This is a genomic window from Kineococcus endophyticus (assembly GCF_040796495.1).
In the GTDB taxonomy this organism is placed as follows: Bacteria; Actinomycetota; Actinomycetes; order Actinomycetales; family Kineococcaceae; genus Kineococcus; species Kineococcus endophyticus.
This window is the reverse complement of the sequence record NZ_JBFNQN010000023.1, coordinates 1-26,327: the sequence shown is the minus strand read 5'-3', so window position 1 is coordinate 26,327 and position 26,327 is coordinate 1. Positions and strand designations below refer to the sequence as shown.

24 protein-coding genes and 1 rRNA gene are annotated in these 26,327 nt (G+C 73.2%); 11 read left to right on the top strand and 14 right to left on the bottom strand.

Annotated elements, in window-relative coordinates; all coding sequences use genetic code 11:
- Positions 1–123 precede the first annotated feature (123 nt).
- Positions 124–354 carry a hypothetical protein gene (locus tag AB1207_RS23820; protein ID WP_367641260.1) on the bottom strand — a complete coding sequence of 77 codons (231 nt, stop codon included), beginning with the start codon at positions 352–354 and terminating at the stop codon, positions 124–126.
- The gene (locus AB1207_RS23815) at positions 354–842 is read right to left on the bottom strand and encodes a very short patch repair endonuclease (RefSeq protein WP_367641264.1); all 489 of its coding nucleotides are present in this window, start codon (positions 840–842) and stop codon (positions 354–356) included. Before AB1207_RS23815 ends, AB1207_RS23820 begins: the two co-directional genes overlap by 1 nt.
- A 251-nt stretch (positions 843–1,093) precedes the next feature.
- Here AB1207_RS23815 and AB1207_RS23810 point away from each other — a divergent pair, with 251 nt between their 5' ends.
- From AB1207_RS23810 to AB1207_RS23800, 3 genes are all read left to right on the top strand, one after another.
- Entirely contained in the window at positions 1,094–2,482 is a 1,389-nt protein-coding gene (locus AB1207_RS23810; RefSeq protein WP_367641258.1) for an ADP-ribosylglycohydrolase family protein, read from the top strand.
- On the top strand, positions 2,482–3,537 hold the full coding sequence (locus AB1207_RS23805) for an HNH endonuclease (protein ID WP_367641257.1): 1,056 nt from the start codon (positions 2,482–2,484) through the stop codon (positions 3,535–3,537). Before AB1207_RS23810 ends, AB1207_RS23805 begins: the two co-directional genes overlap by 1 nt.
- A 139-nt stretch (positions 3,538–3,676) precedes the next feature.
- Complete coding sequence (locus tag AB1207_RS23800) at positions 3,677–4,447, top strand: NERD domain-containing protein (protein WP_367641256.1); 771 nt, start codon at positions 3,677–3,679, stop codon at positions 4,445–4,447.
- Here the strand turns inward: AB1207_RS23800 and AB1207_RS23795 are convergent.
- A complete protein-coding gene (locus AB1207_RS23795; protein WP_367641254.1) occupies positions 4,398–5,066 on the bottom strand; it encodes an exonuclease domain-containing protein in 669 nt (222 codons plus the stop codon). The two genes, AB1207_RS23800 and AB1207_RS23795, sit on opposite strands and share 50 nt — an antisense overlap.
- Before the next feature lie 92 nt (positions 5,067–5,158).
- Positions 5,159–7,039, bottom strand: a complete 1,881-nt coding sequence (locus tag AB1207_RS23790) for a glycogen debranching N-terminal domain-containing protein (protein ID WP_367641253.1) — start codon at positions 7,037–7,039, stop codon at positions 5,159–5,161.
- A gap of 90 nt (positions 7,040–7,129) precedes the next feature.
- On the opposite strand from AB1207_RS23790, the gene AB1207_RS23785 reads away from it, so the two are divergent.
- From AB1207_RS23785 to AB1207_RS23770, 4 genes are read left to right on the top strand one after another with little or no spacing between them, the layout of a single operon-like run.
- Positions 7,130–8,107 (top strand): LacI family DNA-binding transcriptional regulator, encoded by a 978-nt coding sequence (locus tag AB1207_RS23785; RefSeq protein WP_367641252.1) that lies wholly within the window; start codon positions 7,130–7,132, stop codon positions 8,105–8,107.
- Positions 8,108–8,141: 34 nt separating this feature from the next.
- Complete coding sequence (locus AB1207_RS23780; RefSeq protein ID WP_367641251.1) at positions 8,142–9,374, top strand: sugar ABC transporter substrate-binding protein; 1,233 nt, start codon at positions 8,142–8,144, stop codon at positions 9,372–9,374.
- A 5-nt stretch (positions 9,375–9,379) separates the two neighbouring features.
- Positions 9,380–10,432 (top strand): carbohydrate ABC transporter permease, encoded by a 1,053-nt coding sequence (locus tag AB1207_RS23775; protein WP_367641263.1) that lies wholly within the window; start codon positions 9,380–9,382, stop codon positions 10,430–10,432.
- Between the two features lie 10 nt (positions 10,433–10,442).
- Positions 10,443–11,276, top strand: coding sequence for a carbohydrate ABC transporter permease (locus AB1207_RS23770; RefSeq protein WP_367641248.1), 834 nt, complete (start codon positions 10,443–10,445; stop codon positions 11,274–11,276).
- On the opposite strand, the gene solA is transcribed toward AB1207_RS23770, so the two are convergent.
- From solA to AB1207_RS23740, 6 genes are all read right to left on the bottom strand, one after another.
- Positions 11,266–12,426, bottom strand: coding sequence for an N-methyl-L-tryptophan oxidase (gene solA / locus AB1207_RS23765; RefSeq protein ID WP_367641245.1), 1,161 nt, complete (start codon positions 12,424–12,426; stop codon positions 11,266–11,268). The genes AB1207_RS23770 and solA overlap by 11 nt on opposite strands.
- 15 nt (positions 12,427–12,441) lie before the next feature.
- The gene (locus AB1207_RS23760; protein ID WP_367641243.1) at positions 12,442–13,758 is read right to left on the bottom strand and encodes an MFS transporter; all 1,317 of its coding nucleotides are present in this window, start codon (positions 13,756–13,758) and stop codon (positions 12,442–12,444) included.
- Between the two features lie 117 nt (positions 13,759–13,875).
- Complete coding sequence (locus tag AB1207_RS23755) at positions 13,876–15,018, bottom strand: PucR family transcriptional regulator (protein ID WP_367641242.1); 1,143 nt, start codon at positions 15,016–15,018, stop codon at positions 13,876–13,878.
- 28 nt (positions 15,019–15,046) lie between these two features.
- A complete protein-coding gene (locus AB1207_RS23750; protein WP_367641240.1) occupies positions 15,047–15,967 on the bottom strand; it encodes a DUF808 domain-containing protein in 921 nt (306 codons plus the stop codon).
- 76 nt (positions 15,968–16,043) lie between these two features.
- On the bottom strand, positions 16,044–17,288 hold the full coding sequence (locus AB1207_RS23745) for an alkaline phosphatase (RefSeq protein ID WP_367641238.1): 1,245 nt from the start codon (positions 17,286–17,288) through the stop codon (positions 16,044–16,046).
- A gap of 90 nt (positions 17,289–17,378) precedes the next feature.
- Positions 17,379–18,851 (bottom strand): AAA-type ATPase lid domain-containing protein, encoded by a 1,473-nt coding sequence (locus AB1207_RS23740; RefSeq protein WP_367641236.1) that lies wholly within the window; start codon positions 18,849–18,851, stop codon positions 17,379–17,381.
- A gap of 161 nt (positions 18,852–19,012) precedes the next feature.
- Between AB1207_RS23740 and AB1207_RS23735 the strand changes: the two genes are divergently transcribed.
- The 3 genes from AB1207_RS23735 to AB1207_RS23725 are packed head-to-tail and all read left to right on the top strand — an operon-like array spanning position 19,013 to position 21,872.
- On the top strand, positions 19,013–20,038 hold the full coding sequence (locus tag AB1207_RS23735) for an amidohydrolase family protein (protein ID WP_367641262.1): 1,026 nt from the start codon (positions 19,013–19,015) through the stop codon (positions 20,036–20,038).
- Positions 20,038–20,841, top strand: coding sequence for an iron-sulfur cluster assembly protein (locus AB1207_RS23730; protein ID WP_367641234.1), 804 nt, complete (start codon positions 20,038–20,040; stop codon positions 20,839–20,841). The genes AB1207_RS23735 and AB1207_RS23730 overlap by 1 nt, the downstream gene beginning before the upstream one ends.
- Positions 20,842–20,846: 5 nt before the next feature.
- Entirely contained in the window at positions 20,847–21,872 is a 1,026-nt protein-coding gene (locus AB1207_RS23725) for an NAD(P)-dependent alcohol dehydrogenase (RefSeq protein WP_367641261.1), read from the top strand.
- A gap of 92 nt (positions 21,873–21,964) precedes the next feature.
- On the opposite strand, the gene AB1207_RS23720 is transcribed toward AB1207_RS23725, so the two are convergent.
- From AB1207_RS23720 to AB1207_RS23710, 3 genes are all read right to left on the bottom strand, one after another.
- Positions 21,965–23,437: a M81 family metallopeptidase gene (locus AB1207_RS23720; RefSeq protein WP_367641233.1), complete on the bottom strand. Its 1,473-nt coding sequence runs from the start codon at positions 23,435–23,437 to the stop codon at positions 21,965–21,967.
- A gap of 40 nt (positions 23,438–23,477) precedes the next feature.
- Positions 23,478–24,497 (bottom strand): ADP-ribosylglycohydrolase family protein, encoded by a 1,020-nt coding sequence (locus AB1207_RS23715; RefSeq protein WP_367641232.1) that lies wholly within the window; start codon positions 24,495–24,497, stop codon positions 23,478–23,480.
- A gap of 74 nt (positions 24,498–24,571) precedes the next feature.
- Complete coding sequence (locus tag AB1207_RS23710) at positions 24,572–24,853, bottom strand: WXG100 family type VII secretion target (RefSeq protein WP_367641230.1); 282 nt, start codon at positions 24,851–24,853, stop codon at positions 24,572–24,574.
- 164 nt (positions 24,854–25,017) lie between these two features.
- On the opposite strand from AB1207_RS23710, the gene AB1207_RS23705 reads away from it, so the two are divergent.
- Positions 25,018–26,070 (top strand): LLM class flavin-dependent oxidoreductase, encoded by a 1,053-nt coding sequence (locus tag AB1207_RS23705; protein WP_367641229.1) that lies wholly within the window; start codon positions 25,018–25,020, stop codon positions 26,068–26,070.
- Between the two features lie 139 nt (positions 26,071–26,209).
- Here the strand turns inward: AB1207_RS23705 and rrf are convergent.
- Positions 26,210–26,326: ribosomal RNA gene (rrf, locus tag AB1207_RS23700) — 5S ribosomal RNA — on the bottom strand.
- Position 26,327: the final 1 nt, after the last annotated feature.

Below are 26,327 nucleotides of genomic sequence, written 5' to 3'. Positions count from 1 at the left end.
GGGCGTTAGCGTGGGCCACGAGGACCTCCGGGTGGATGTGGACCTTCGACAAGTCACACCCCACTCGGAGGTCCTCCCTCGTTCAAGCCGACGCGCTGTCACCAACGTCCTGGCCGGGTACACCTAGACGGTGGCGCGGGCGGCGTCGAGGAAGTACTCGACGGAGGCGGTGGTGCGCGGGTTCAGCTCGTCCGCGACGGGCGACCCGGCGGAGCGGGGCACAACGACGTCCCAGGTGAGGGTGCGATCGGTGCCCGTGAGGTGGGTCCCGGTCCAAGACATCGCGGCAGTGCTCGCCGTGGGACCGGGGGCCGCCACGGGCGCGTCGGCGCCGCAGCCGGTGACGCCGGCCATCACGAGGAGCGCGGCGGCGGTGCGCAGCAGCGGGCGGACGAGGACACGACGGTGGACTCCCCCAACGACGACGCCGCCAGCGTAGGGACCGGCCGCGGTCGCCGCGGGGGTTTCCGGCGGACGTGCACGACCCCGTGCACGCGGTCGGCCGCCGCGCGGGGGTCCTCGTGCTCCCACACCTGCACCACGTGCCACCCCGCGGCCGCGAGCGCCGCGTCGGTGTCGCGGTCCCGGGCGGTGATGCTGACGAGCTTCACCCGCCACCACTCCGCGTTGGCCTTCGGGCGGTGAACGTGGACGGGGCAGGAGTGCCAGAAGCAGCCGTCCACGAAGACCGCGACGCGGGCGCCGCGGAACACGAGGTCGGAGCGGCGGCGCCGGTTCGTGCCGGGCGGGGTGGCGTCGACGAGGTAGCGCAGCCCGCGGCGGTGCATTTCCCGGCGCAGCGCCAGTTCGGGGCGGGTGTTCCGGCGGCCGGTGCGGCGCATGGTCCCGGCGACCGCGGTGCTGAAGGCGGGTGGGGCAGGGCCGGGTTCCTCCCACGCGCTCACGGCCGCGCCGTAAGGGGACCCGGCGAGGCGGATCGACCGTCGTCCACAGGGGCGTTCCGTCGGGGCACGGCACCACGGACCTCTGAACGCTCCTTCCTGGCGGACTTCTACGCTCCCATCTGGCGACACGCGAGTCCCCTCCGTCGACGGCTGGCTAGGGTCGAACCCCAACCACCGAGGAGGCCACCGTGGACCGCCAGCACCGGGTGATGGGCGCCCTCGTCGGCTCGGCCGTCGGCGACGCGCTCGGCGCGCCGTTCGAGTTCGGCCCGCCGGCCGCCTACACCGCCCGATTCCCCACCGCCGCCCGGGGCGCGCACACGGAGATGTGCGGTGGTGGCTCGCTGGGCTGGGAGCCGGGCGAGTTCACCGACGACACCCAGATGGCGGCGCTGCTCGCGGAGTCGCTCGTCGCGCACCGCGGGCTGGACGGGGCGGACGTCGTCGACCGCTTCCGCACGTGGGCGCAGGCGGGGCCGCCGGACATCGGCGTCCAGACGTCCGCGGTCCTGCTCTCGGGCCTGCCGTGGGACGCGGCGGCGAGCGAGCACGTCCGCGCGGGGCACCGGGCGGCGGGGAACGGTTCGCTCATGCGGACGACGCCGGCCGCCCTGTTCTTCGCGGGTGCGGGTCGGGACGTGACGGTGGACGCGGCGCGGCGGCAGAGCGCCCTCACCCACGGCGACCCGGCGGCCGGGGAGGGCTGCGCGCTCTTCCACGAGGCCCTCCGCGCGCTGCTGGAGCACCGCGACGTGGACGCTGCGGTCGCGGACGCCCTGCCGCTCGTCGCCGAGCCGTTCCGTGAGAAGTGGGTGCGGGTCTGCGACCCGGCGTGGACGCCGGCCGATGCGACGGAGGCGAACGGCGCGGTGTGGCCGACGCTCGGCTCAGCGCTCTGGGCGCTGCGGAACTCCCGCACCTTCGAGGAGGCGCTGCGCCTCGTCGTCGACCTCGGCGGGGACACCGACACCGTCGCGTGCGTCACCGGCGGACTCGCCGGGGCGCGAGCGGGCATCACCGGCATCCCGGTCCGCTGGACGTCCGTCGTGCACGGCCGCATCCCGGGGTTCGGCGACCGCGTGTGGGAACTGCGCGACCTGCAACGCCTCGCCCTGCAGCTCGACGGGCGCGTCGAGGACCTGTACGAACCCCCGCCGAGCCGCGGCCTGGAACCCACCGAGGTCGCCGACGGCGTGTGGGCCTCCGACCTCGAGGGCGCGCGGGGCAGCGACCGCGATTTCGCCGTCGTCTCCCTGTGCCGAACGGGCGGACGCTTCGGTCACGACGTGCAGCGCATGGTGTACCTCACCGACGACGACACGAACACCGAGATCGTCACCGTCCTCGACGAGGTCCTGGAGGACATCGCGGCGCTGCGGGCGGACGGCAAGCGTGTCCTCGTCCACTGCCACGGCGGCGCCTCCCGCACCGGCCTCGTCCTGCGGGCGTGGCTGGTCCGCGAGGAGGGGTTGTCAGCGCGGGAGGCGACGGACCGGGTCGCGTCCGTCTGGCCGCACCTCAGCGAGCACAACTCCTCGTTCACCGTCGCGCTGGACGAGTTCTCGCGGCGGACGTAGTGGACGCACTGGACCTCGGCGCCCGCCTCGCACAACTGCTGGCGACGGGCCGGCGGGTCTCGACCTACAAGCTGGCCACGTTGGACGCCCTCCTGCAGCACTGCCTCGAGAACCCGGTCGGTGATGGCGAGCCGTTGCGGGTGCCGATCCCGGCGCTCGCCGAACGGGTCGCCGAGACGTACTGGCCGCAGGTCCGGGTCTTCGGCGAGCACGGGGTCCTGCAGCAGGTTCAGCACACCCGCGCGGGAGCCGTGACGATCCTCTCGACGGTCCGCGACCTGCAGCACGACGCCCAGGCGAGGCAGGCGGCGACCCCGGCCCAGATGCGGCTCGCCGACCCCCGGCGGTGGTCCGCCGACGTCGACCGCATCGCCCTCACGCTCGCCCGGCAACCGCTGTTCCGGCTGCAGAAGACCGGCGGCCGGGATCCCGGGGTTCCGTTCCTCTACGACGACTCCTGGCTGCACGATGACGTGTCGCGATCGGCTCTGGCGCAGCACAACTGGTGCGTGGATCTCTTCCCCGGCGTCCCCACCGCCCTGGCCCGTGTCTCCCCGCTCCTGCAACCCGTCGTCCAGCAGTGGTGGGTCGACGACGTCCAGCGCCACAACGCCGCCGAACTCGACGTCCCGGACCTGCACGCGTTCCTGTTCGGCGCCGACCGGGCGGCCGTCGCTCGGCTGGCACCGGGACTGCGGGAGTTCCAGGAGAACCGCTGCTTCTACTGCGACCAACGGCTCGGGACCCGCGTCCACGTGGACCACGTCCTGCCGTGGTCGCGCGTCCCGCTCGACGGGGTGCGCAACCTCGTGGCCGTCGACCCGCGCTGCAACGGCGACAAGCTGGCGACACTTCCCGCGGTGCAGCACGTCCGCGACCTCCTCGCCCGGCCGGAGGCGGACCTGCAGACCCTCGCCGCACCGCTGCGCTGGCCCGTCGACACCGAGCGGGTGCGGGGCGCGGCGACGGGGTTGTACCGGGCGGCGACCGCGGGCTCCCCACTCTGGCGGGCGCCGGGCCTCTACGACTTCTTCGACGGTCACGTCGCTTGGTGAGGCGAACGCCGGCGCGGCACGCCCACCCGGGTGATCTTCCTCAGCTCACACGGGACCACGTGCCGAAAGACGTGGCGTGGGCGAAGCGGGCGGTGGGGCGGAGAGGCAGGCACGACGCGCGGGCGAGCGGGTCGAGCGGTTGCGACGCGACCTGACCGCGGCGGAGCTGCGGGAACGACTGGCGGCGGCGGAACGGTCGCACCACGCCTGGACGTCGGGAGCAGAAGGTGAGCGGCTCGTCGCCCAGACCCTCGGGGAACTCGAGACACACGGCTGGCACCTCCTGCACGACGTCCACTGGCCCGGCCGGCGCTCCGCGAACCTCGACCACGTGGCCGTCGGCCCCGGCGGGGTCGTGGTGGTGGACGCGAAGAAGTGGTCCGGGACGGTGCGGATCAGCGACGGGCACCTGCGGCAGAACGGCTACCGGCGCGACCGGGAACTGGAGGGGGTCGCCCGGGCGACGGCCGCGGTGGCGGCGCTCCTCCCACCCGAGCACCGGGCGTCCACGCGCGGGCTTCTGTGCCTCGTCGACCAGCCGGTCCGACCCACCCGCACCCGGTCCGGCGTCCCCGTCGTGGGCCGCACGCACCTCGTGCACCACCTCCGGTCGCTGAACGCGACGCTGACTTCGGACGACGTCGACCAGCTCACGCACCTGCTGCGGGCGCAGCTGGACGGCCCGCGCAGCCCTGCCCTCACCACGACCGCCGCGGTCGACCCGGCCACGCCCTCCCCGCAGGCACCGCCGGCTCGGGCACGCCGACCGGTCTCGCGCCGCACAGCGAGGCACGTGCGGCGTCGGGCGCTCGCCGCGTTCGTGGTCGTCCTCGTTCTGTTGTTCCTGACCTCGATGCTCGTCACGCGCCTCGTGGGAGGACTCTTCGCACCCTTCGCCCCCACCGGCTGACGAGCCGTGTGAGAACTCCCCGCCGGCCGACCCGCCACAACGGCAACCGCGCCCTCCCCCGCTGAGCGGCGGCGAGTTCCTCCCGCAGCACCTCGACGAGAACGCGCGTGTCGTCGACGGCGTCGTGCGCGCGCACCTGCTCGATCCCCCAGTGCGCCGCGAGGGTCGACAGTTTGAGGTTCTCGACGGGCAGGTCGAGCTGCTTCGCGAGGCGCCACGTGCAGAGCCGCTGGCGGCTCGGCAGCGGAACTCCGGCGGCGGACATCTCCGACCGCAGGAACTTCCAGTCGAACCCCGCGTTGTGGGCGACGAACACGCGACCCGTCAGGAGTTCGGCGACGGTGGGGGCGACCTCGGCGAACCGGGGTGCCCCGGCGAGTCGTTCGCGGGTGATGCCGTGCACATCCACGGGACCGGGGTCGCGCTGCGGGTCGACGAGGGTGGACCAGGACCGTTCGACGACCCCGCGGGCGTCGAGCAGGGTGACGGCGACCTGCACGACGCGGTCACCGGCCTCCGGGCGCAGCCCCGTCGTCTCGACGTCCAGCACGGCGTACCGGTGCCGGTACCTCCGTGCGACCGCTCGGGGGAGCGGCGGGGTGGGGTCGAGCGCTGTCATGGGTCTCTCCTCGCTGTGGAACGGGGAGACCATCGCAGACGGGTCCGACACGACACCCGCGCCCGCGCGTGTTCGACGACTTCGAACGCCCGTCAGCGGACCGTGAGCGCCGTCCCCGGAAACCCCGCAGCGGCGATGGCCACCGCGGCCGCCGACGACCACGCCTGCGGCCGGCACGACGCGGGGTACGGCACGGGCACCGGCACGTCGTCGCGCGCGTCCCCGGCGTGCAGTTCGGGGATCCGGTAGTCGAACGCCTCGGCGGCGGCGAGCAGCCCGTCGACGAGCGGCGCGGCCTGCTCGGCGAACCCGTCCCGGACGAGGCCCGTGATCGCGATGGCCGTGTCGTGGGCCCACACCGACCCGCCGTGGTAGCTGAGCGGGGAAAATCCCACCTCCCGGCTCGACAGCGTCCGCAGCCCGAAACCCCCGGCCAACCCCGGCGACGCGAGGTGCCCTGCGACGACCGCCGCCTCGTCGTCGTCGAGCAGGCCCGTCCCGAGCAGGTGCCCGGTGTTCGACGTCAGGGAGTCGACGGCGCGGCCGTGGCCGTCGAGGGCGATGGCGGGGAAGCTGTCCGGCGTCAGCCCGTCCTCGCGCCCCACCCAGAACCGCTCGCGGAACCGCGTCCGCAGCCCGGCGGCCCACTCCCGGTGCACGGAACCGTCCCGACCGAAGTGCTCGAGCAGCTCCGCCCCGGCGACGGCCGCCTGGTACGCGTACGCCTGCACCTCGCACAACGCGATGGGGGCGTCGGCGAGCGAACCGTCGTGCCACTGCACCGAGTCGTGGCTGTCCTTCCACCCCTGGTTGGCCAGCCCGTGCCCGGTCTCGTCGACGTAGTGCAGGAACTCCTCGCCGAACGCGAGTTGCCAGCCGAGCGCGGCCTCGAGGGTGGGCAGCAGCTCGGCGACCTGGTCGTCCGGCATCCCCCGCTGCCACGCCTCGTGCAGCAGGCAGACCCACAGCGAGGTCGCGTCGACGGTCCCGAAGTACACGGGCGGCAACGACATCGCGCCGTGGTCGGCCGTCGCGGGCCGCACCTCGTGGAGGATCCTGCCGGGTTGCTCGGCGGTCTGCGGGTCGTTCCGCACGCCCTGGAAGTGGGCGAGCACGCGCAGGGTCGACGCGGCGAGTTCCCACCCGAGGGGCAGGAGCAGCCGCGCGGTCCAGAGCGTGTCGCGGCCGAAGAGCGTCAGGTACCAGGGCGCGCCGGCGGCGACGAACACGTCGTCGGGACGGTCGGCGTGGGCCATCCGCAACCCCTCCAGGTCGGCGAGCGCCCGCTGCACCCACCGCACGAGCCGGACGTCCGCGGACGCGACCTCGACGCGCTCGGTCCAGCCGGCGGGGGCGGGCGGGGCGACGACGACCGCCGCCGCGTCCTGCGCCCGCAGTTCCCACGAACCGCGCCAGGAGCCGCGACCGGGCAGGTCGACGTCCCACACCAGGACGAGGTCGTCGCCGTCGACCGCGACGGAACCCGTCCCTTCGACGTCGACGTGCACGTCACCGCGTACCCAACCGGAACCCGTCGGGGCCACGGGCGAGGTGGGGCGTCCGGCGCGGACGACGTCCATGGGGCCGAGGTCGCTGCCCAGCCGGACCTCCAGCCGCGCCCGCAGCGGCGCGGTGGAGGTCACGGTGACCTCCTCGCGCGCGCGGCACGGGGCGACGCGGCGCCGGCGGTCGACGCGGACCGTGGCGTCGGGGAAGGCGTCGTTGAGGTGGCGGGCGACACCCGTGGTGAGGATGCCGGCGGCGCCGTCGGGGGCGGTGCGGATGGTCGTCACGGCGTCGCCGCCCAGGGTCAGGCGAGCCGAGGACAGGACCCGGACGTCGCCGTGCCACACCCCCTCGATGCCGTTCCCGACGCCACCGTCGGGGGCGCACCACCACTGGGTGGGTGCGCTGACGGCGCAGACGAGGTCGGACAACCACGGGGAGACGTCACGGGAGGCTTCGTCGACCATGTGAACGATCAAACCACCGGTTGACAGCTCGCCGCAACGGCGTCACCGTGGACGCATTCACCAGGTTTGCACGATCAAACGGAGGCGACGATGACGACGCGGAGGGCGACGCTCAGCAGCGTCGCGCAGGCCGCCGGCGTCTCCCGGCAGACCGTCAGCAACGTCCTCAACGCCCCCGACCGCGTGCAGCCCGAGACCGCCGCCCGCGTCCGCGCCGCCATCGAGGCGCAGCACTACGTCCCCTCGGTCGCGGCCCGGCAGCTGCGCACCGGCCGGTCGGGCAGCTTCGGCTACCGGCTGTCCCCGGAGGGCAAGGGCATCAGCGGGTCCCTCCTCGACCGCTTCCTGCACGCCCTCACCGAGCACGCGCAGCGGCAGGGCTACCGCGTCTCCCTCTTCACCGCCCGCGACGACACCGCCGAGACGCTCGCCTACGCCGACCTGCTGCGCACGACCGACCTCGACGGGTTCGTCCTGTCCGGCACCGCGCCCGGCGACCCGCGGACCCGGTGGCTCGCCGACCAGGACGTCCCCTTCGTGACGTTCGGCCGCCCCTGGGAGGACGAGGGCGTGCCGCACGCGTGGGTCGACGTCGACGGGGCGGCCGGCACGCGCGCCGCGACGGAGCACCTGCGGGCCGCGGGTCACGAGCGCGTCGCCTTCCTCGGCTGGCCCACCGGCTCGGGGGTGGGCGACGACCGCCGCCGGGGATGGCGGGAGGCCGCCGGGCCGCACGCGGGGCCGGACGTCGAGTGCGTCGACGACGTCCCGGCCGCCCGCGCCACGTTCGCCGCGGTGCTCTCCGACGTCACGGCCGTCGTCTGCGCGAGCGACACCCTCGCACTCGGCGCCCACGGGGCCGCCCTGCGCGCGGGGGCGCCCCTCGACGTCGTGGGCTTCGACGACACCCCCGTCGCCGCGGCGCTGGGCCTGTCCAGCGTCGCCCAACCCCTGCCGGAGGCCGCCGCCGCGGTCGTCCGGATCCTGCACGACCAGATCGACGGTGGCCGTCACGAGCACGAACAGGTGCTGCTCCCCCCGCGCCTGGTCGTCCGCCGTCGCAGCTGACCCAGCTCCAGCAGATCCCGAAGGAGAGATCACCATGAAGCGCACCCGAGCCCTCCTGGCCGCCGGGGCCACGTCCGTCCTGCTGCTCACCGCCTGCGGGGGCAGCGGGTTCGACGACCAGGGCTCCGGCGGCGGCCAGCAGACCAGCGGCCCCGCGAAGCTGCAGGTCCTCATCGGCTCCAGCGGTCAGGCGGAGACGAACGCCGTGACGCAGGCCGCCGACGCGTGGGCGAAGAGCGCCGGGGACTCCGTCACCGTCACCGCCGCCTCCGACCTCAACCAGCAGCTCGCCCAGGGCTTCGCGTCCTCGAACCCGCCGGACGTCTTCTACGTCGGCTCGGACACGGTCGCCTCGTACGCCTCCAACGGTTCGCTCCTGGCCTACGGCGACGAGCTGAAGGACAAGGACGACTTCTACCCGAACCTGCGCGACGCGTTCACCGTCGACGGGGAGTTCTACTGCGCCCCCAAGGACTTCTCGACCCTCGCGCTGGTCATCGACGAGAAGGCCTGGCAGGCGGCGGGGCTGACCGACGCGGACGTCCCGACGACGTGGGACCAGCTGGCGAGCGTCGCGCAGCGCCTCACCACCGGCGGGCGCACGGGTCTCGTGACGAGCTCGGAGTTCCAGCGGCTCGGCGTCTTCGCGGCCCAGGCGGGCGGCTCCCTCGTCACCGACGGGAAGGCGACGGCGAGCTCCGCCCAGATGGTCCAGGGCCTCACCTACGTCAAGTCGCTGCTGGCGAACGGCTCGATGAAGTTCGCCGCCGACGTCGGCGCCGGGGACGGCACCGAGGCCCTCGGCACGGGCAAGGCCGCCATGACGATCGAGGGGAACTGGATCGTCGGCGGTGTCGCCTCGTCCTACCCGGACCTGCAGTACAAGGTCGTCAAGCTACCCGCGGGACCGGCCGGACCGGCGACGTTCACCTACACGAACTGCTGGGGCATCGCCGCGGATTCCAAGAACCAGGCGGCGGCCAAGCAGCTCGTCGAGGCCATGACGTCCTCGGACCAGCAGCTCACCTTCGCCAAAGCGTTCGGCGTCATGCCCTCGGTGCAGTCCGCGGCCGACGGGTTCCGGCAGCAGTTCCCGGCGCAGGCCGCGTTCATCGACTCGGCTGCCGACGCCCAGGCCCTGCCCAACGAGGCGGGCGTCTCCGACGTCATCACCGACCTGAACTCCAAGCTCGAGGGCCTGGGGACCGGCGACCCGCAGCAGATCCTCGACGCCACCCAGCAGAACCTGGAGGCGGCGCTGAAGTGAGCACGCTGACGACGCAGCAGAAGACCGCGACGGTCACCGCGCGCACGGGCCGGAACCGGTTCGCGCGGCAGCAGGCCGCCGCGGGGTGGCTGTTCACGCTGCCCGCCCTCGTCCTCGTCGCGCTGTTCGTCGGGCTGCCCGTCCTCATGGCGGCCTGGGTCAGCGTGTCCGGGTGGCGCGGGCGCGGCAGCCCGTTCTCCGGCGACGTCCCGTTCGTGGGGCTCGACAACTACCAGACGCTGCTCGCCGGGGGCGGCCTCGCGACGCAGGACCTCGGGACCGCGCTGCGCAACAACCTCTGGTACGTGCTGCTGGTCGTCCCGACGCAGACGGTCGTGGCGCTGCTGCTGGCCGTCGCCGTCAACCAGCGGGCGCTCAAGGGTCGCGGGTTCTTCCGGACGGCGTTCTACTTCCCGTCGGTCACGAGCTCGGTGGCCATCGTCGTCGTGTTCCTGTTCCTCTTCGGTGCCTCGGGAGCGGTGAACCAGGTCATCGGCTGGTTCGGGGTCAACGGGCCGAACTGGTTCGCCGACCCGCGCGGCGTCCTGCACCTGCTGCTCGGTGTGGTCGGCGTCGACAGCGGCGGCGCGCTGGCGGACCACGACGTCCTGGGGATCTCGCTGTGGGAGTGGCTCGCCGGCCCCAGTGTGGCGATGAGCGCGCTCATCATCCTCGCGGTCTTCACGACGTCCGGGACGTTCATGCTCCTGTTCCTCGCCGGGCTCCAGAACATCTCCGCCGAGGTCGGCGAGGCGGCGACCGTCGACGGCGCCTCGGCGTGGCAGCGCCTGCGGTACGTCACGGTGCCGATGCTCCGGCCGGTGCTGTTCACCGTGCTGACGCTCGGCCTCGTCGGGACGTGGCAGGTGTTCGACCAGGTCTACACCGGGACGCAGGGCGGCCCGGCCAAGACGACGATCACCCCGGCCTACCTGTCGTACACGGCCAGCTTCGAGCAGCAGCAGTGGGGCCAGGGCGCCGCCATCGCGTTCCTGCTGTTCTTCATCATCGTCGTGCTGACGGTCGTCCAGCGCGCCTTCCTGCGGGACAACCGGTGAGGAGCTCCTCGTGACCGCGCACCTCGTCCGACGGTCCCTCGGCTACGCCGTCCTGACCGTCCTGGCCCTCGTCTACGTCTTCCCGTTCCTCGTCCAGGTCGCCAACGCGTTCAAGACCGACGGCGACGCGACGGCCGACCCGCTCGACCTCCTCCCCCTGCCGGGGACGACCGCGGCGTTCACGACCCTGTTCACGCAGCTCGACTTCCCGCGGGCCGCGATGAACTCGGCGATCGTCGCCGTCTGCGTGACCATCGGGCGGGTGTTCTTCGACTGCCTCGCCGGCTACGCCCTGGCGCGGTTGCCGTTCCGCGGTCGGTCCGTCGTGACGGCGGCGTTCATCGCCGTCATCGCCGTACCGCCGGTCGTGCTGCTCATCCCGAAGTTCCTCGTGCTGAACCAGCTCGCGATCTACGACTCGTACACGGGCATGATCCTGCCGCTCATCGCCGACGCGGCCGGGGTGTTCATCATGAAGAACTTCTTCGAGTCCGTCCCCCGCAGCGTCGAGGAGGCCAGCTACCTCGACGGGGCGGGCACGTTCCGCACGTTCTGGTCGGTCGTCCTGCCGATGTCGCGGCCGGCCGTGGTGACGATCTGCATCCTCAGCTTCCAGGCCTCGTGGAACGAGCTGAGCCACTTCGTCGTGTCGCGGTCGAGCCCCGACCTCAACACCCTGACGACGCTCGTCGCGACCCTGAGCAACGGCGGGGCCTTCGGGCAGGCGAACCAGTACCCGCTCAAGCTGGCCGCCGCCGCGCTCATGACGCTGCCCGTCGCGCTGCTGTTCTTCGTGTTCCAGCGGCACGTCATGTCGGCGTCGGAGGGTGCGGTCAAGGAGTAGGAGCGAAGCGCCGGGGGTCGACGAACCCCGCGTCGAGGAAGGGCTGCTCACCCACGACGAGCTGGGCGACGAGCTCCCCCACCCCGGCGGCGTGCTTGAACCCGTGGGCGGAGTCCCCGCCGGCGACGACGACCCGCTCAGCGCCGTGCGGGCGGCCGATGACGAACTGCTCGTCCGGGGTGTTGTTCACCATGCAGGGCGTGGCCTTCTCCGGGGTCGGGTCGACCCCGGGGAAGGCGCGGACGACGGCGGCGCTGAGCTCGGCGCTGTCGCTCGCGTGGACGAACCGGTCGAGGGTCTCGGCCTGCGTGGGCGCGAAGTTGTCCCCGTCGGGCAGCAGCCCGAGCTTGACGCCGTAGTCGTCGGCCGAGCCGTGGCCCCAGACCTCCGTGCCGTCCGGCAGGGCGCGGGTGAAGGCCGGGAAGGCGTCGAGCGTGTAGTCCTGCTCGTGCCCGGGTCGGGCGCGGAAGAAGAACATGGGCATCCGTCGCGGGTCGAGCGGCAGGTCCGGCACGAGCGTGCCGAGCCAGGCGCCGGTGGCGACGACGACCTGCTGCGCCGCGATGGTCGCCGTCGGCGTGCGGACGAGCACCCCGTCGTCGGTGGTCTCCACGGCGGTGACCGTCGTGTGCTCGAACACCTCCGCGCCGAGCCGGCGGGCTTCCGCGACGTGCGCCCGGACGTTCCGCTCGGGGTAGCAGATGCCCGCCCACGGGTCGAGGACGCCGAGGTCGCCGTCGTCGAGCCACGCGTAGCCGGGGTACGTCTGCCGGACCTCCTCGGCGTTCAGCGTCTTGACGGGAACTCCGGCGGCCTCCGCGGCGGCGAGGGTTCCCGCCACGGGCGCGCTCGTGGGCGACCCGGTGTTGAGGCAGCCGGTCTGCCGCACGAGGACCTCACCGGTGCTCTCGCCCAGCTCGGTCCACAGGGCCAGGGACTTCAGGGCCAGCGGGGCGAGCGCCGGGTGCTCGTAGCAGGCGACGCGGAACAACCGGGTCGCCCCGTGGGAGGAGCCGAGGGCGTGGCCGACGCCGAAGCGCTCGACACCCGTGACGCGGACGCCGCGCGCGGCCAACCGCCACAGGGCGGCGGACCCGAAGGCGCCGAGGCCCACGACGACGACGTCGGTCTGGAACTGGGGGGCGGTCATCAGGGGTCCTCCGGGTCAGGCGAGGGCGGAACGGCGGGTCTCGGGCGCCCACGCGAGCGAGGCGAGGAGACCGACGAGCGGGAAGACGGCGGCCACGAGCAGCGTGCCGTGGGCACCGAGGGCGTCGAGCGAGACCGGCAGCAGGTAGGTCGCGAGCGCCGCACCGATCCGGCTGAAGGCGGCCGCGAACCCGACACCGGTCGTGCGCAGCCGGGTCTCGAACATCTCGCTCGGGTAGACGAACTGGATGTTCGAGGCCCCGGAGATGACGAGGGTGAACAGGCCGAACGCCGCGACGACGAGGACACCGGGGGCGTCGGGGAACAGGCCGATGACGAGCAGCCCGACGACCGTGACGGCGAAGCTGGAGACGACGAACGCGCGGCGGGACAACAGGTGCAGCGCCCACACCCCGAGCCCGGCGCCGACGAGCTGCAGCACGTTCATCAGCAGGTCTCCGGTGAAGCCCTCCTGGACGTCGAGCATCGACAGGATCGGCCCGACGAAGGTGAAGATCGCGAAGAACGGGGCGACCTGGCAGAACCAGAACAGGCCGGCGTACAGCGACTGCCGCCAGCGGTCGGGGGTGAACAGTTCCGCGAGCCCGGCGCGGGCGGCGGCCGGGGCGACGTCGGGGATCGCGTAGTCGCCGATGCGGTCGTGGACGATCTGCTCGGCCTCGGCCGTGCGGCCCTGGGCCTGCAACCAGCGCGGCGACTCGGGCAATCCGGTGCGCAGGACGAGGACGACGAACGCCGGAAGCGCGCTGCTGGCGAGCAGCCACCGCCACGCGTCGGGGCTGACCGCCGACCCGATGAGGAACGCGGCGACGAAGCCGACGATCCAGAGCGCCTGGATCGATCCGAGCAGGGCCCCGCGGGGTCGGCGGGGCACGAACTCGGCGAGCAGCGCGGCCCCCACGGCGTACTCGACGCCGATGGCCAGACCGAGCAGGATCCGCACGGCCACGAGCTGCCAGGCGCTGTCGACGACGAGTTGGGCCAGCGACAGCACGACGAAGGCCAGCAGGTTCCAGAGGAACACGCGGCGCCGGCCGAACCGGTCGGCGATGCCGCCGAAGAACAGCCCGCCGACGAAGACGCCGATGAGCGCGCTGGCGGCCAGCAGACCGGAGCCGAGGGCGCTCAGCCCGAGCTGGGCCGAGGCCGGTCCCACGGCGTGGCCGATGACGCCGAGGACGTACCCGTCGAGGGCCGCTCCGCCCAGCACGCACACGGTGGCGAGCAGGTGTAGGCGGTTGAAGGGAGCGTCGTCCAGGGTGGGCCGCGCGGCACTCGTCGACGTCGTGGCGGGTTCGGGTTGCGCTGTCACGGGCACCTCACGGGGTCGGCGACCACCCGCCTGCCGGGTGGTGCCCACCAGTCTCGGCAGGCGACGGAACGGGTTCATCCGCCCGCGCGAGGACGTTGCCCGCCGACGTTCCTCACCTCAGAGGAACGGGGCGAGCCCGGACACGCGGACGTCACGCGCGAGCAACACGAGCTGGACGGCGGCCCGGTCGCGGCCGTCGGACAGGTCGAGACCGGTGCGCGCCTCGACCTGCTCGAGGCGGTAGCGCAGGGTCGTGCGGTGGACGACGAGCTCGGCCGCCGTGGCCGTGGTGTCCCCGGCGTGGCGCAGGTAGGCGGCGACCGTCGCACTCGCCGTCCCCGCGCGGTCGCCGTCGAGGAGTTCCTCGAACCTCGCCAGGGTCGGGGTCCGCACGGGCCCGGTGGCGGCCCGCAGGAAGGCGGTGAGCGGGCCCAGGTCACCCCACCGCGTCACCCCGCCGGAGGACAGGTGGTGCCCCGCGAAGGCCGCGAGCGCCGCCTGCACGAACAGCTCCCGCAGGTCCTCGACCTCGCCGACGTCGCTGACCCCGACCGTCGACGGGACCTCGGGCAGCTCGGGGGCGGGACTGGAGCGGCGGACGGCGGCGACGAGGACGGCGAACTCCTCGACGGCGACGACCCGGTGGTCCAGGACGTGGTCGGCCCGGGCCGCGCGGTGCGCCACCACCTCCAGGGGGCTCCGGCCGCCGGCGACGGGGTGCGCGACGGCCACGACGTGCCGGCGGCCGGCGTCGACGAAGCGTTCGGCCCGCAGCAGGTCCAGGACGTGGTCGGGGTCGACCCCGCGCACGAGCTGGACGAGCAGGGCGTCGACGAGGGGTTCGTCGAGGCCGCCCGTGTGGCCCCTCTCGGCGAGGATGCGTCCCAGCCGTACGCAGGCGTCGCGGACCAGCTCACCGTCCAGCGGCCGGCCGTCGTCCATGAGCCACAGGGCCCCGAGGTGCACCCCGTTGCAGCGCACGGGGTAGCACAGGCGCGGGCGCAGCCCGAGCGCCTCGTTGCCGGGGACGTGGACGGGCCCCTCGGCGCCGGCCAGGTCGAAGCGGCGGAACCACTCGACGGCCTCGGCACTCGCACCGCGGGCCAGGACCACGCTCACGCGGTAGGGGTCCTCGTCCCCGAAGTGCCGGGAACCGGCGAGCAGGGCGAGGTCGGGGTCGTCGAGCATGACGGAGCGGCCGAGCGTCTCGGCCAGGTGGTCGACGATGCGGTGGACGTCGTCGAGCAGCGCTCTCCTCACGCGGGACATGGTGCCGCGCGGATCGAGGTCAGTGGGCCGCGCGGCGGTTCCGGACCAGCGTCACGACGAGGACGACGACCGCCCCCACGACGAGCCCGACGACCGCGCTGCACAGCGTGTTGACGAGCCAGCCGAGGACTCCGCCGATGCCGGCGACGCCGTGGACGGCCTCCTCGAGGTGGTGCACGACGGCGTAGAGGCCACCGAACCCGAGCTCGTCGGTGCCCACGAGGAGGATGTGGCCGCCGACCCAGAGCATCGCGGCCGTGCCGACGACGGTGAGGACGGTCAGCAGCTTCGGCATGGCGCTCACGAGCCCGCGACCGAAGCGGGCGAGGCCCGCCGAGGGCTTCTCGGCGAGCTTCAACCCGACGTCGTCCATCTTCACGATGAGCCCGACGGCCCCGTAGACGAGCACGGTGATCGCGACGCCGACGACGACGAGGATGACCAGCCGGGACCAGAACGGCTGGTCGGCCACCTCGTTGAGGGAGATCACCATGATCTCCGCGGACAGGATGAGGTCGGTGCGGATCGCGCCGGAGACGATCGTCCCCTCGTCCTTGGGGCCGTCCTCGTGCCCGTGGCCGTGCCCGGACACCTTGGCCCACACCTTCTCGGCCCCCTCGAACGCGAGGTAGGCGCCACCGAGCATGAGGATCGGGGTGAGGAGGAAGTCCGCGAACTGACTGAGCAGCAGGATCACCGGCAGGATGATCAGCAGCTTGTTCCGCAGCGAGCCGAGCGCGATGCGGCGGATGATCGGCAGCTCGCGTTCGGGCGTCAGCCCGCGGACGTACTGCGGGGTGACGGCGGCGTCGTCGACGACGACACCAGCGGCCTTCGCGCTGGCGCGGGCGGCGGCGGCCCCGATGTCGTCCATCGAGGAGGCCGCCGCCCGCGCGATGAGCGCGACGTCGTCGAGCAGGGCCACGAGTCCACCGGCCACGGCGAGTTCCTCCCAGGGTGCGTCGGGTGCGCTCCCAGGGTGTCACGGGGTCCGCGGAACGCTCGTGGAGCCGCGGTCAGTGCAGGGCGGCCAGGATCGCGTCGTGCACGTCGGTGCCGTGCTGCACCCGGCCGAGCGCGGACGAGCCGGGTCCCGTCGCGGTCAAGGGCGTCGCCGCCCCGGTGTGCTCGGTGGTCGTCCAGTCGACGGTGAACTGCAGCTCCGACCCGGCGACGGTGAAGGGGCCGTCCTCGCGGGAGTCGGCCTCGCCGCTCTCGTCGTCGGGGTCGACGTTCTCGATCGTCAGGCCGCCGGTCTCGTGGTCGCCCTCGACGACGACGAGAGTGTCCGGGTGGGCCTTGACGAAGTCGAGGACGAGCGCGACGGTCGCGTCGAACGCGGCCCCCGCGGCGATCGTGAGGTGGGCGTTGTTGTGGTGGGCCATCTCGTCGATCCCCTCCTCCTCGATGAGCAGGAAGAACCCGTCCTCGTCGGCCGACAGCGTGTCGAGGGCCTTGGACGCCATGTCCCGCAACGGGACCGACGGCTGGTAGATCGCCCCCTCGCCCTCGTTGCGGTGCTCGAACATCTCCTCGTTGGCGAACAGCCCGAGCAGCTTCGGCGAGGTCGCGGCGGCCAGCTCCGCGCCGTTCGAGACGTGCTCGTACCCCAGCTCCTGCGCGCGGGCGACGAGGTCGCCCGCCGTGCCGGCGCTCTCCTCCGTCGGGTCCGTCCACGGGTGGTCCGGCAACGCGCCGGGCTCCGCGGGCGGCAGCCAGCGGTCCTCCCCACCACCGAGGACGACGTCGGGCTTCGTCTCCTCCATGTACTGCCGCGCGATCTCGCTCTGGTCGTCGCGGTCGAGGACGTGCGAGGCGAACGCCGCGGGCGTCGCGTCGGTCACCTGCGACGTCGTCACGAGGCCGGTGGACTTGCCGAGGTCGCGCGCCCGCTCCAGCAGGCTCGGCACGGGGTTCCCCGCGACGTCGACGCCGACCGCGCCGTTGAACGTGCGGACGCCCGTCGCGTAGGCGGTGGCGGCGGCCGCGGAGTCGGTGACGGTCTCCGTGGGGTCGGCGGGGTCGGTGTGGACCCAGCCGCTCACCTCGAGCCGGTCCATCGCCAGCTCGCCGTCCTGCCCCACGGTGGCGAGCCGGATCAGCTCGCGGTGCGCGATCCCCATGCCGTCGCCCTGCAGGACGATGACGTTCTTCGCGCGGTCGGGCGTGGGGACCTCGCCCGGGGAGTCGCCGGGTGGGGCGGCGCAGGACGTGAGGGTGAGCGCGGCGGCCAGGGCCAGGGTCGTCCTGCGGGTCTTCACAGTGGTTCCTCCTCGCGACGGTGCGACGGACCGGGCACACCATGCCACTCAGGACTCACACAGGGAACCCCTGGCAACTACTCCGCCGGTCTACCGGGGGATCCGCAGGTCGTACTGCGCCACCTTGCGGTAGACCGTCGCCCGGCTCATGCCCAGTTCGGCGGCCGCCTGCTTCACGGTCATCCCGGGTGTCGTGAGGACACGGACGATCTCGTCCCGCTCCACCGACTCGATGCGCGAGAGGCGGTGGCCGGACCCGCTGAACACCTCCGACGACAGGTGCCGCGTGTCGATCGTGTCCGCCTGCAGCGCAGCCCGTCGCACGACGCGGTGCAGCTGGTCCACGTTGCCCGGCCACGGACACGTCTCCAGCGCCCGCGCGGCCGCGGGCGTGATGTCGAGGTCGCGGCCGCGGGTCTGCCGCACGACGTGGTGGGCCAGCGGCAGCACGTCGCCCGGGCGGTCGCGCAGCGGCGGCACGGGCACGACGGCGTCGACGAGCCCGGCCAGGGGCGCGGGCACCTCGGCGAGGTCCTCGGCGGTGAGCACGACGGGCAGCCCGGGACGGGCGCCGCGAGCCGCGACGACGAGGGCGCGCAGTTCCTCGGCGGCCCGGGCGGGCAGCGAGTCGACCTCCCCCACGACGACGGAGGTGTCCGCCTTCCCGAGCTCGGGCGCCCACAGCGAGAGCCAGGCGTCGAGGTCCTGCGGCGCGGGTGGGCTCGCGGACAGGATGCGGTCGCGAGGTCGGGCGCGCCGCACGGCCTGGGCGAGCAGCGTGGCCCGGCCGGTCCCGCGCTCGCCCACCGCCACGACGACGTGACCCGCGCGCACCGCGTCCTCGGCCCGCTGCACCGCCTCCCGCCACACCGCGGACAACGTCTGGACGGTGCCGCTGCCCGGTTCCAGCGTCCCGGGCTGGACGTGGAACACCTCGCCCCGCGGTGCCGGCCGCGGTGAGCGTCCCCGCGAGCGGGCCAGCATCAGCGCCGACGTCGCCCCGGCCGCGGACTGCGCGAGCGCCAGCAGCAGCTTGCCCGGCTGCTCGGACCACGTCGTGATGTTGACGCTGCCCTCGAGCCGCCCGGACACGGGGTCGAGGACGGGGACGGCCGCGCACGTGTACCCGGCCAGACTCGTCGAGTAGTGCTCCTGCGCCCGCACGACGGCGGGCATCCGGTCGGCCAGGGCCAGACCGAGACCGCTCGTGCCCGCCTCCCGCTCGGAGAAGGCGAACCCCGGGGCGAGGAAGACGGCGTCGAGGCTGCGCAGCAGCGACGTGTCCCCCGACAGGCGGTTCAGCACCAGACCGTCGGCGTCGGTGAGCATCAGGCTCAGCGGTTCGTCGACGAGCGTGCGGTGCAGGTCGGTGAGCACCTCCCGTCCGCACTCGAAGAACAGCGACTCCTGCTCCCACGTCCCGGAGAAGACGGGTTCGACGGCCTCGGTCTGCACGCCGTACTCGCTGCTGCGCCGCCAGGACGCGGCGACGCGGTCCGCGACCGGGACCCCGGCGCGCAGGGGGTGCCGGCCGGGTCGTCGCTCCGGAGCTCCCTCGCCCACGGTCCCTCCCTGTCTCGGGTGCGACCACGGTACGTCCGGGCTCCGCGCCGGCACAGCCCTGCGCGTCTCAAAGTGAGACACGCGGGACACCCGAGCGCCCACCCTGCTGCCTACGGTGGGCGCAACGCACCGCCCCGTCACCGGAGATGGAGAGCAGCAGCATGTACACCAAGGACGGCGAGAAGTACTTCATCCTCGACGCGCACATCGCCCTGTGGGACGCGCGGCCGGAGAACCAGCGCAACGTCCACGGCAAGCAGTTCATCGACTGCTTCTACGACTACCACCGCAACCTCAGCCCCGCCTCCGAGCTCTGGCCCTACGAGGAGTACCTGTACCAGGGCGGCGAGCGCCTCATGAAGGACCTGTTCACCGACGGCTACGTCGACCACGCGATCTTCCAGCCGGCCCGGCTCGGCGAGTTCTACGTCAACGGGTTCGGCCAGACGCAGGAGGCCTTCGCGCTCGCCTCGGCGAACCCGGACAAGCTCACGTACAACCACTGGTTCGACCCCCGGGACGGAGAACGTGGTCTGGACCGGCTGCGCCGGGACGCCGAGGAGATGCACCTCAAGGGCGTCAAGCTCTACACCGCGGACTGGCACGGGGACTCCCGTGGCTACAAGCTCAGCGACCCCTGGACCTACCGGTACCTCGAGGTCTGCCGCGAGGTCGGCATCAAGAACATCCACGTCCACAAGGGCCCGACGATCCGCCCGCTCGACCGCGACGCGTTCGACGTGGCCGACGTGGACCACGTCGCGACCGACTTCACCGACCTGAACTTCGTCGTGGAGCACTGCGGGCTGCCGCGCCTGGAGGACTTCTGCTGGATCGCCACCCAGGAGCCCAACGTCTACGCCGGTCTCGCGGTCGCGCTGCCGTTCATCCACACCCGCCCGCGGTACTTCGCGCAGATCATCGGCGAACTCCTCTACTGGCTCGACGAGAACCGCATCTTCTTCTCCAGCGACTACGCGCTGTGGACGCCGAAGTGGCTCGTCGAGACGTTCGTGGACTTCCAGATCCCCGAGGACATGAGCGAGTACGCCCCGCTGACGACGGACCAGAAGAAGAAGATCCTCGGGCTGAACGCCGCGGCGATCTACGACATCCCCGTGCCGGAGGAGCTGCAGGTCGCGAACCCGCCGCAGCACGCCGAGCCGCAGGCCGTGGCGGTGGCGTGATGACCGCCGTCCTCCCCGAGACCCGTGGCGACCTGCGGGGGCAGGCGTTCCAGGCGCTGGCGGTCGTGCTGGACCCCGAGCTCGACGAACCCATCACCGACCTGGGGTTCGTCCGTTCCCTCGCGGTCGAGGGCGACGCGGTCGTCGTCCACCTGCGGCTGCCGACCTCGTTCTGCTCGCCGAACTTCGCCTACCTCATGGCCTCGGACGCCAAGGACGCGTTGAACGACCTGCCGTGGACGCGGACGGTGGTCGTCGAACTCGACGACCACCACGACTCCGACCTCATCAACGCCGGCCTGGCCGCCGACGCGGGGTACCGCGGGACGTTCAAGCACGAGGCCGAGCAGGACCTCGACGACCTGCGTCTGACGTTCCGCCGCAAGGCGCACACCGCGGCGATGGAGCGGGCCCTGACGACGCTGCTGCGCGCGGACACCGCCCTGCGCGAGGAGGACCTCGGCGACGTCGTGCTGGCCGACCTCCGCGACGAGCGGACGACGGACGCGCTCCTGCGCCGACGGGCGGCGCTCGGGCTGGGCACCGCACCCTCGGACCCCGTCCTCGTCGACGACCAAGGAACCCCGTACCCGCGCGACGAGGTCCCGCTGCGGTTGCGCCGCGCCCGCTCGACGCGCATCTCCATCGACGGGAACGCGCACTTCTGCCGTGGCCTGCTCGCCACCCGCTACCCGGGGTCGGAGGACGACCAGACGTTCCGTCCCGAGGGATCCGAACCCGCCGACCTGCGCGGCGGACACCCCCTCCTGCCCCTCGTCGTCACCACCAGGGAGACCGCGTGAGCACCATGCGATCCGTCCGCGTCACCGGATACCACCAGAAGCTGGAGATGCACGACGTCCCCGTCCCGGAGGTCACCGGGCCGTTCGACGTCGTCGTCAAGATCGGCGGCGCCGGGGTGTGCCGCACCGACCTGCACATCCTCGAGGGGCAGTGGGCCGAGAAGTCCGGCGTCACGTTGCCATACACCATCGGGCACGAGAACGCCGGGTGGGTCACCGCCGTCGGGTCGGCGGTCACCAACGTCGCCGAGGGCGACAAGGTGATCCTGCACCCGAACATCACGTGCGGCCTGTGCCGGGCGTGCCGATCCGGCGACGACGTGCACTGCGCGAACAAGGTGTTCCCCGGCATCGACAGCGACGGCGGGTACGCCGAGTTCCTCAAGACGTCGGCGCGCAGCGTCGTGAAGATCGACGACGCCCTCGAACCCTCCGACGTCGCCGCCCTCGCCGACGCGGGGCTCACCGCGTACCACGCGGCGGCCAAGGCGGCTCGACGTCTACGAACCGTCGACCGCGTCGTCGTCATCGGCGCCGGCGGTCTCGGGCACATCGGCATCCAGGTCCTCGCGGCCATGACGGCGGCCGAGATCGTCGTGGTGGACCGGAACCCGGACGCGGTCGCGCTGGCCGAGTCGATCGGCGCGCACCACGGCGTCGTCGCGGACGGTTCCCACGTCGAGCACGTCCTCGACCTCACCGGCGGGCACGGCGCGGAGGTCGTCGTCGACTTCGTCGGCGAGGGCGGATCGACGGCGCAGGGGTTGAAGATGCTGCGCGAGGCCGGCGACTACCACGTCGTCGGGTACGGCGAGAACATCGACGTCCCGACGATCGACATCATCTCCACCGAGATCAACATCGTCGGCAACCTCGTCGGCTCCTACAACGACCTCACCGAACTCATGGCGCTCGCCGCCCGCGGCCTCGTGACGCTGCACACGGTGAAGTACGCGCTCGACGACTTCCAGACGGCGGTCGACGACCTCGACGGCGGGCGCGTCCGGGGCCGGGCGATCCTCGTCCCCTGACCTGCCGGCCACCCTCCGGGGGCGGGATCGTTGACGCAACCGGCTCATCCTGCGAGCCGGTCGCGTCGACGAGCTCGCCGCCGGAGGCCACGTCAGGGGATCAGGACGGGGGTCAGGTCGGGGGTGGGCGGGTCGGGGTCGAAGGGGAACACCGGGCCGCCGAGGCTCCGGTGCCCCAGCCGCAGCAGGTCCTGGTCGACGCCGCCGGGGGTGAGGGCCAGACGCCAGTCGGCGGCCAGGTCGAACAGGTCGGGTTCGAGGTAGCCGATCTTCACGACCACGACGTCGGCGGCCCGGAGGTCGAGCCCCAGGGCCTGGAACTCCGCCTCGCGGTGCAGCGGCGCCCGGCGTTCGGTGACGACGACGGACACCGGGCCCGACCGGACGACGGCGCGGACGCCGACCGAGTGGTCGACCGATGTCACGGTCCCGCGGAACGGGACGGGGGGCGCGGTGGTGTCGACGTGGCCGCCGAGGTCGAGCACCACCTCCGCGCCCACCCCCGCGTCCGCACAGGCGCGGGCGGCGACGGGGTCGGTGACGTTCGACAGCACCACGTCGAGGACGCGGGCGGCGAGCCGGTCGTCGGCGAGGAGCGCGTGCAGGGTGACCGTCGAGTCGCCGGCTCCACCTGCGGTGGGGTTGTCCCCGGAGTCGCTGAGGAGGAACGGCCGGGCCGCGGAGTCGACCGCGACGTCGAGCACTTCCTCGAAGGTGCCCGCGGGCGCCACGAGCTCGAAAGCGCCACGCGCGTCCCAGTAGCTGCGCGCCAGCCGTTCCGCCTCCGTCCTCAGGACCTCCGGGTCGTCACCGGTCACGACGACCGCGGCGCGGCAGCGGGGCTCGTCGGCCCACACGTACCCCACCCACACCGCCGCGTCGAGCACACCGTCGAGCGCCTCGACCTCCGGGACCCGCGCGTAGATGCTGCGGGCCGGTTCGTCGCGGGTGCTGGTGCGCTCCCCCGGGAGCAGCACGGGCACCTGCACCCACGCCTTCAGCGGTCGGCCGCCGTCGCGCAGCCGGAGCACGAGGTTGCGGGCGGCGCGTTCCCGCGACTCCCACTCGTCCTCGTGCGGGGCCATGCGGTAGCAGGTGATGAGGTCGACCGCCTCGGCCAGCTCGCGGGAGACGTTGCCGTGCAGGTCCATCGACGCGGAGACGAGGGTGCGCCCCCCGACGCGGTCCCGGACCCGGCGCGCCAGCGCACCCTCGACGTCCTCCCGCCCCACGACCGACAGCGCTCCGTGCAGGTCGAGGAACACCCCGTCGAGCGTCTCGTCCAGGCCCGCTAGGAGTTCCGCCTCGAGCGCGTCGTAGGCCTCCGGCACTGCCGGCCCTCCGGGGGTGGCGTAGGCGTGCACGACGGGGAGCCACTCGACGTCCGCCGCCCAGTCTTCCCGCACCCACGCGTAGCGGGCGAGGAGCTTCTCCCCGCGCACGACGCTGAACTCCTCCAGCGTCGTCCGGTGCGGGCAGAACGTGCTCGCCTCGAGGGCGATCCCGCCGATTGCGATGCGCAACCGCTGCGCCACGGCCGCCTCCTGGGTCCTGGGGTCGCTCAAGGACAGTCCAGCACGCGCGGCGCGGCCGACCGGGGGTGGGTCAGCCGAGGCCGTAGCGCGCGTTCCAGTCGCCGTCCGACGTCCCGTCGCTCCCCAGCCCGTCGACAGCCGCGAGGTCCCGGGCCAGCCGGTCCACGACGTACGCCAGGTCGATGCGGACCAGCACCGACTGCGGCAGGGCGTCCGCCCCGAGAGCCGCACCGAGGAGGGCTCCGGTCACCGCCGCCACACCGTCGGGGCACGCCGCGGCGCGGGCCAGGTCGAGCGCGGCGTCGACGGACCCGGGGTGACTCAGCACGCAGTACGTCCCGCCCCAGAGCGCGGCGGCGGCGCTGTCGCCTGGGGCGCCGCCGCGCAGGACGACGCTGGACGCCGGCGCCTCACGGGCAGCCCGGACGGCGTCGTCGACGAGGGCGACGGCGGAGAAGTCCACGCCCAGCAGCACGGCGTCGCGCAGCCCGGCGGCGACCGCCTCGACGGGATCACCGCTCTGGACCGCAGCCGCAGCGAGGAGGACCGCCACCGCGGTCGGGGCGAAGGCCCGTGGTCCGTGCGTCAGGGCGACGGAGTCGACCGCGGCGGTGACGGCGCGCTGAGGGTCCGCCTCGACGTGGGCGGCGAGCGGGAACGCGCGGGCCAGCGCGTGCCAGCCGTCGGCCGTCGTCACCGGGTCCCTGCGGGTGCCGACGCCCCCGGCGACGAGCGCGCGGACGGTGTCCCGGGGGTCGCCCGCTGCGTGACCCAGCAGCGGCACCTCGTCGAGCCAGGCCGTGCGGGGAGCCGGCAGCCGCCCGCCCTGCCGGACCTGGGCCCACCGGCGGTAGGCGTCGAGCAGATCGGCTCGCGGGTCGGCCGGACGCCCCTGACCGGCGAGCAGCGCGGTCCGGATGCCCGCCGCCGCGGTGAAGCACGCGAGCTGGGTGGCGACCCCGTGCTGCAGGACGCCGGCGACGGGCGCACCGGAGGCGACGGCCTCCCCGACGGCCAGCCCGTGCAGGAGGCCCCGGACGCGACGGACGCGCAGAGGGCTGCGCGCGGGGCTCGGGACACCGGTGCTCACCCTCCTGTCGTCGGACGCAGTTCGGCTGCGGACGAGCGGGGGACGACGGAACCACCCGGATGGCGTCGTCACCGTCACCGAGGTCGGACGAGGTAGCTCTCCGCGTCGTCGTACTTCCCGGCCGCGGTTGCGACCTGCTCGGCGAGGCGCACGAGACCCGCCTCGGCCTCGGCCGCTGCCTGTGCCAGCGTGTCGAACAGTGCTCTGGCCGCCGTGCTCGCCCGGCCGACCGCCCACCCGTCGACGGCCGCAGCGGCGGCTCGCACAGCAGGGGTCGCTGACGTCACCCGGGAGGCGTCCGCACGGACCACCTCGGCCAACGACATCAGGTCCTCGGTCACCACTGCGTAGCGCACGCCGATCCTCCCCGTTCCTCAGAGGTCGACGGTAGGGGTTCCCGGGTCGCGCGCCGTCGGCCGTCCACAGGCGAGACCGCTCAGGACACGGCGTTGCGAGCCGATGACGAGTGGTAGTACCTTCAACTGTCGGTATTTGAAGCTACTAGCACTTGGTGGACGGCATGGGACGGGCAGACGGACGGCGGCTCGAGCTGGGCTTCCTCACCTTCGTCGCGGACGAAGGCTCGGGGGGCGCGGGGCAGGCTCTGCGCGATGGTCTCGACCTCGTCCGGCACGCCGAGGACCTGGGGTACGACTCGGCCTGGGTGCGGGTGCGCCACCACGAGCCCTACCTGTCCTCGCCCATGACCTTCTTCGCCGCCGCGTCGCAGGTGACGCGGCGCATCTCCCTGGGGACGGGCGTCATCCCCATGCGGTACGAGGACCCGCTGCGGCTGGCGGAGGACGCGGCGACGGTCGACCTGCTGTCCGGGGGCCGGCTCGAGCTGGGCCTCAGCAACGGCATCGCGCCCCTCGCCGCCGCGCTGGACGTGGTGCACGGGAGTTCGTCCCGGGGTTTCGCCGGCGAGGCCCAGCACCGCATCGACGTCCTGCGGCGGGCCATCGCCGGTGAACCGGTCGCGCAAGCTGCCGCGCAGTACATGGGCATCCCCGCCGGCGGGGACCTCACCGTGACACCGCACGCTCCCGGCCTCGTCGACCGGCTCTGGTACGGCGCGGGCAGTGAAGGGACCGCCGTGCGCACCGGGCAGCAGGGTTTCGACCTGCAGGTGTCGACCCTCAACACCGAGGAGACCGGAGAACCCTTCGACGTCGTCCAGGCGCGTCAGATCCGCAGCTACCGCAAGGCGTTCGCCGATGCGGGCCACGCCGGACGACGCAACCCCCGCACCTCGGCGGGTCGCATCGTGCTGCCGTTCCTGTCGCCGCGGGACGCCGACGACCACCGCGCGTTCCTCGAGGGCTACTCGTCGGGCATGACGAGTGACGGCCGCCCCATTGGGGAGTCGCCCTTCCCCGTGCGGTACAGCACGGCCCTCAGCGGGGACCCCGACGCCATCGTCGAAGCACTGCAGGCGGACGAGGTGCTCGAGGAGACGGACGGGCTCGTCATCGTCCTGCCCGCGGAGGGTTCGCTGGAAGTCCACCGGCGGGTGCTGTCCGCCGTGGCCGACCACGTGGCACCGCACCTCGGATGGACTCCCGCCGGCTGACCACCAGCGGGCTCGGGACGACGAAGGGGAGCGACCTCCGAACGGAGACGCTCCCCTTCGCCATGGGCGCACAACGCAGAAGAGGGGAGCAGCACCGCTGACGCGGTGCCACTCCCCTCAACCTCTCACAAATGTGAGTGGCCGGCGGTGACCTACTCTCCCACCCAGTCTCCCGAGCAGTACCATCGGCGCTGGTGGGCTTAGCTTCCGGGTTCGGAATGAGACCGGGCGTTTCCCCACCGCTATGACCACCGGAC

Excerpts from the sequence above, each read along its gene's own strand:
- AB1207_RS23790 (WP_367641253.1), bottom strand. The coding sequence starts at position 7,039 with ATGGTCGACGAAGCCTCCCGTGACGTCTCCCCGTGGTTGTCCGACCTC.
- solA (WP_367641245.1), bottom strand. The coding sequence starts at position 12,426 with ATGACCGCCCCCCAGTTCCAGACCGACGTCGTCGTCGTGGGCCTCGGC.
- AB1207_RS23735 (WP_367641262.1), top strand. The coding sequence starts at position 19,013 with ATGTACACCAAGGACGGCGAGAAGTACTTCATCCTCGACGCGCACATC.
- AB1207_RS23730 (WP_367641234.1), top strand. The coding sequence starts at position 20,038 with ATGACCGCCGTCCTCCCCGAGACCCGTGGCGACCTGCGGGGGCAGGCG.
- AB1207_RS23795 (WP_367641254.1), bottom strand. The coding sequence starts at position 5,066 with ATGACAGCGCTCGACCCCACCCCGCCGCTCCCCCGAGCGGTCGCACGG.
- AB1207_RS23725 (WP_367641261.1), top strand. The coding sequence starts at position 20,847 with ATGCGATCCGTCCGCGTCACCGGATACCACCAGAAGCTGGAGATGCAC.
- AB1207_RS23705 (WP_367641229.1), top strand. The coding sequence starts at position 25,018 with ATGGGACGGGCAGACGGACGGCGGCTCGAGCTGGGCTTCCTCACCTTC.
- AB1207_RS23785 (WP_367641252.1), top strand. The coding sequence starts at position 7,130 with ATGACGACGCGGAGGGCGACGCTCAGCAGCGTCGCGCAGGCCGCCGGC.
- AB1207_RS23780 (WP_367641251.1), top strand. The coding sequence starts at position 8,142 with ATGAAGCGCACCCGAGCCCTCCTGGCCGCCGGGGCCACGTCCGTCCTG.
- AB1207_RS23820 (WP_367641260.1), bottom strand. The coding sequence starts at position 354 with ATGGCCGGCGTCACCGGCTGCGGCGCCGACGCGCCCGTGGCGGCCCCC.
- AB1207_RS23815 (WP_367641264.1), bottom strand. The coding sequence starts at position 842 with ATGCGCCGCACCGGCCGCCGGAACACCCGCCCCGAACTGGCGCTGCGC.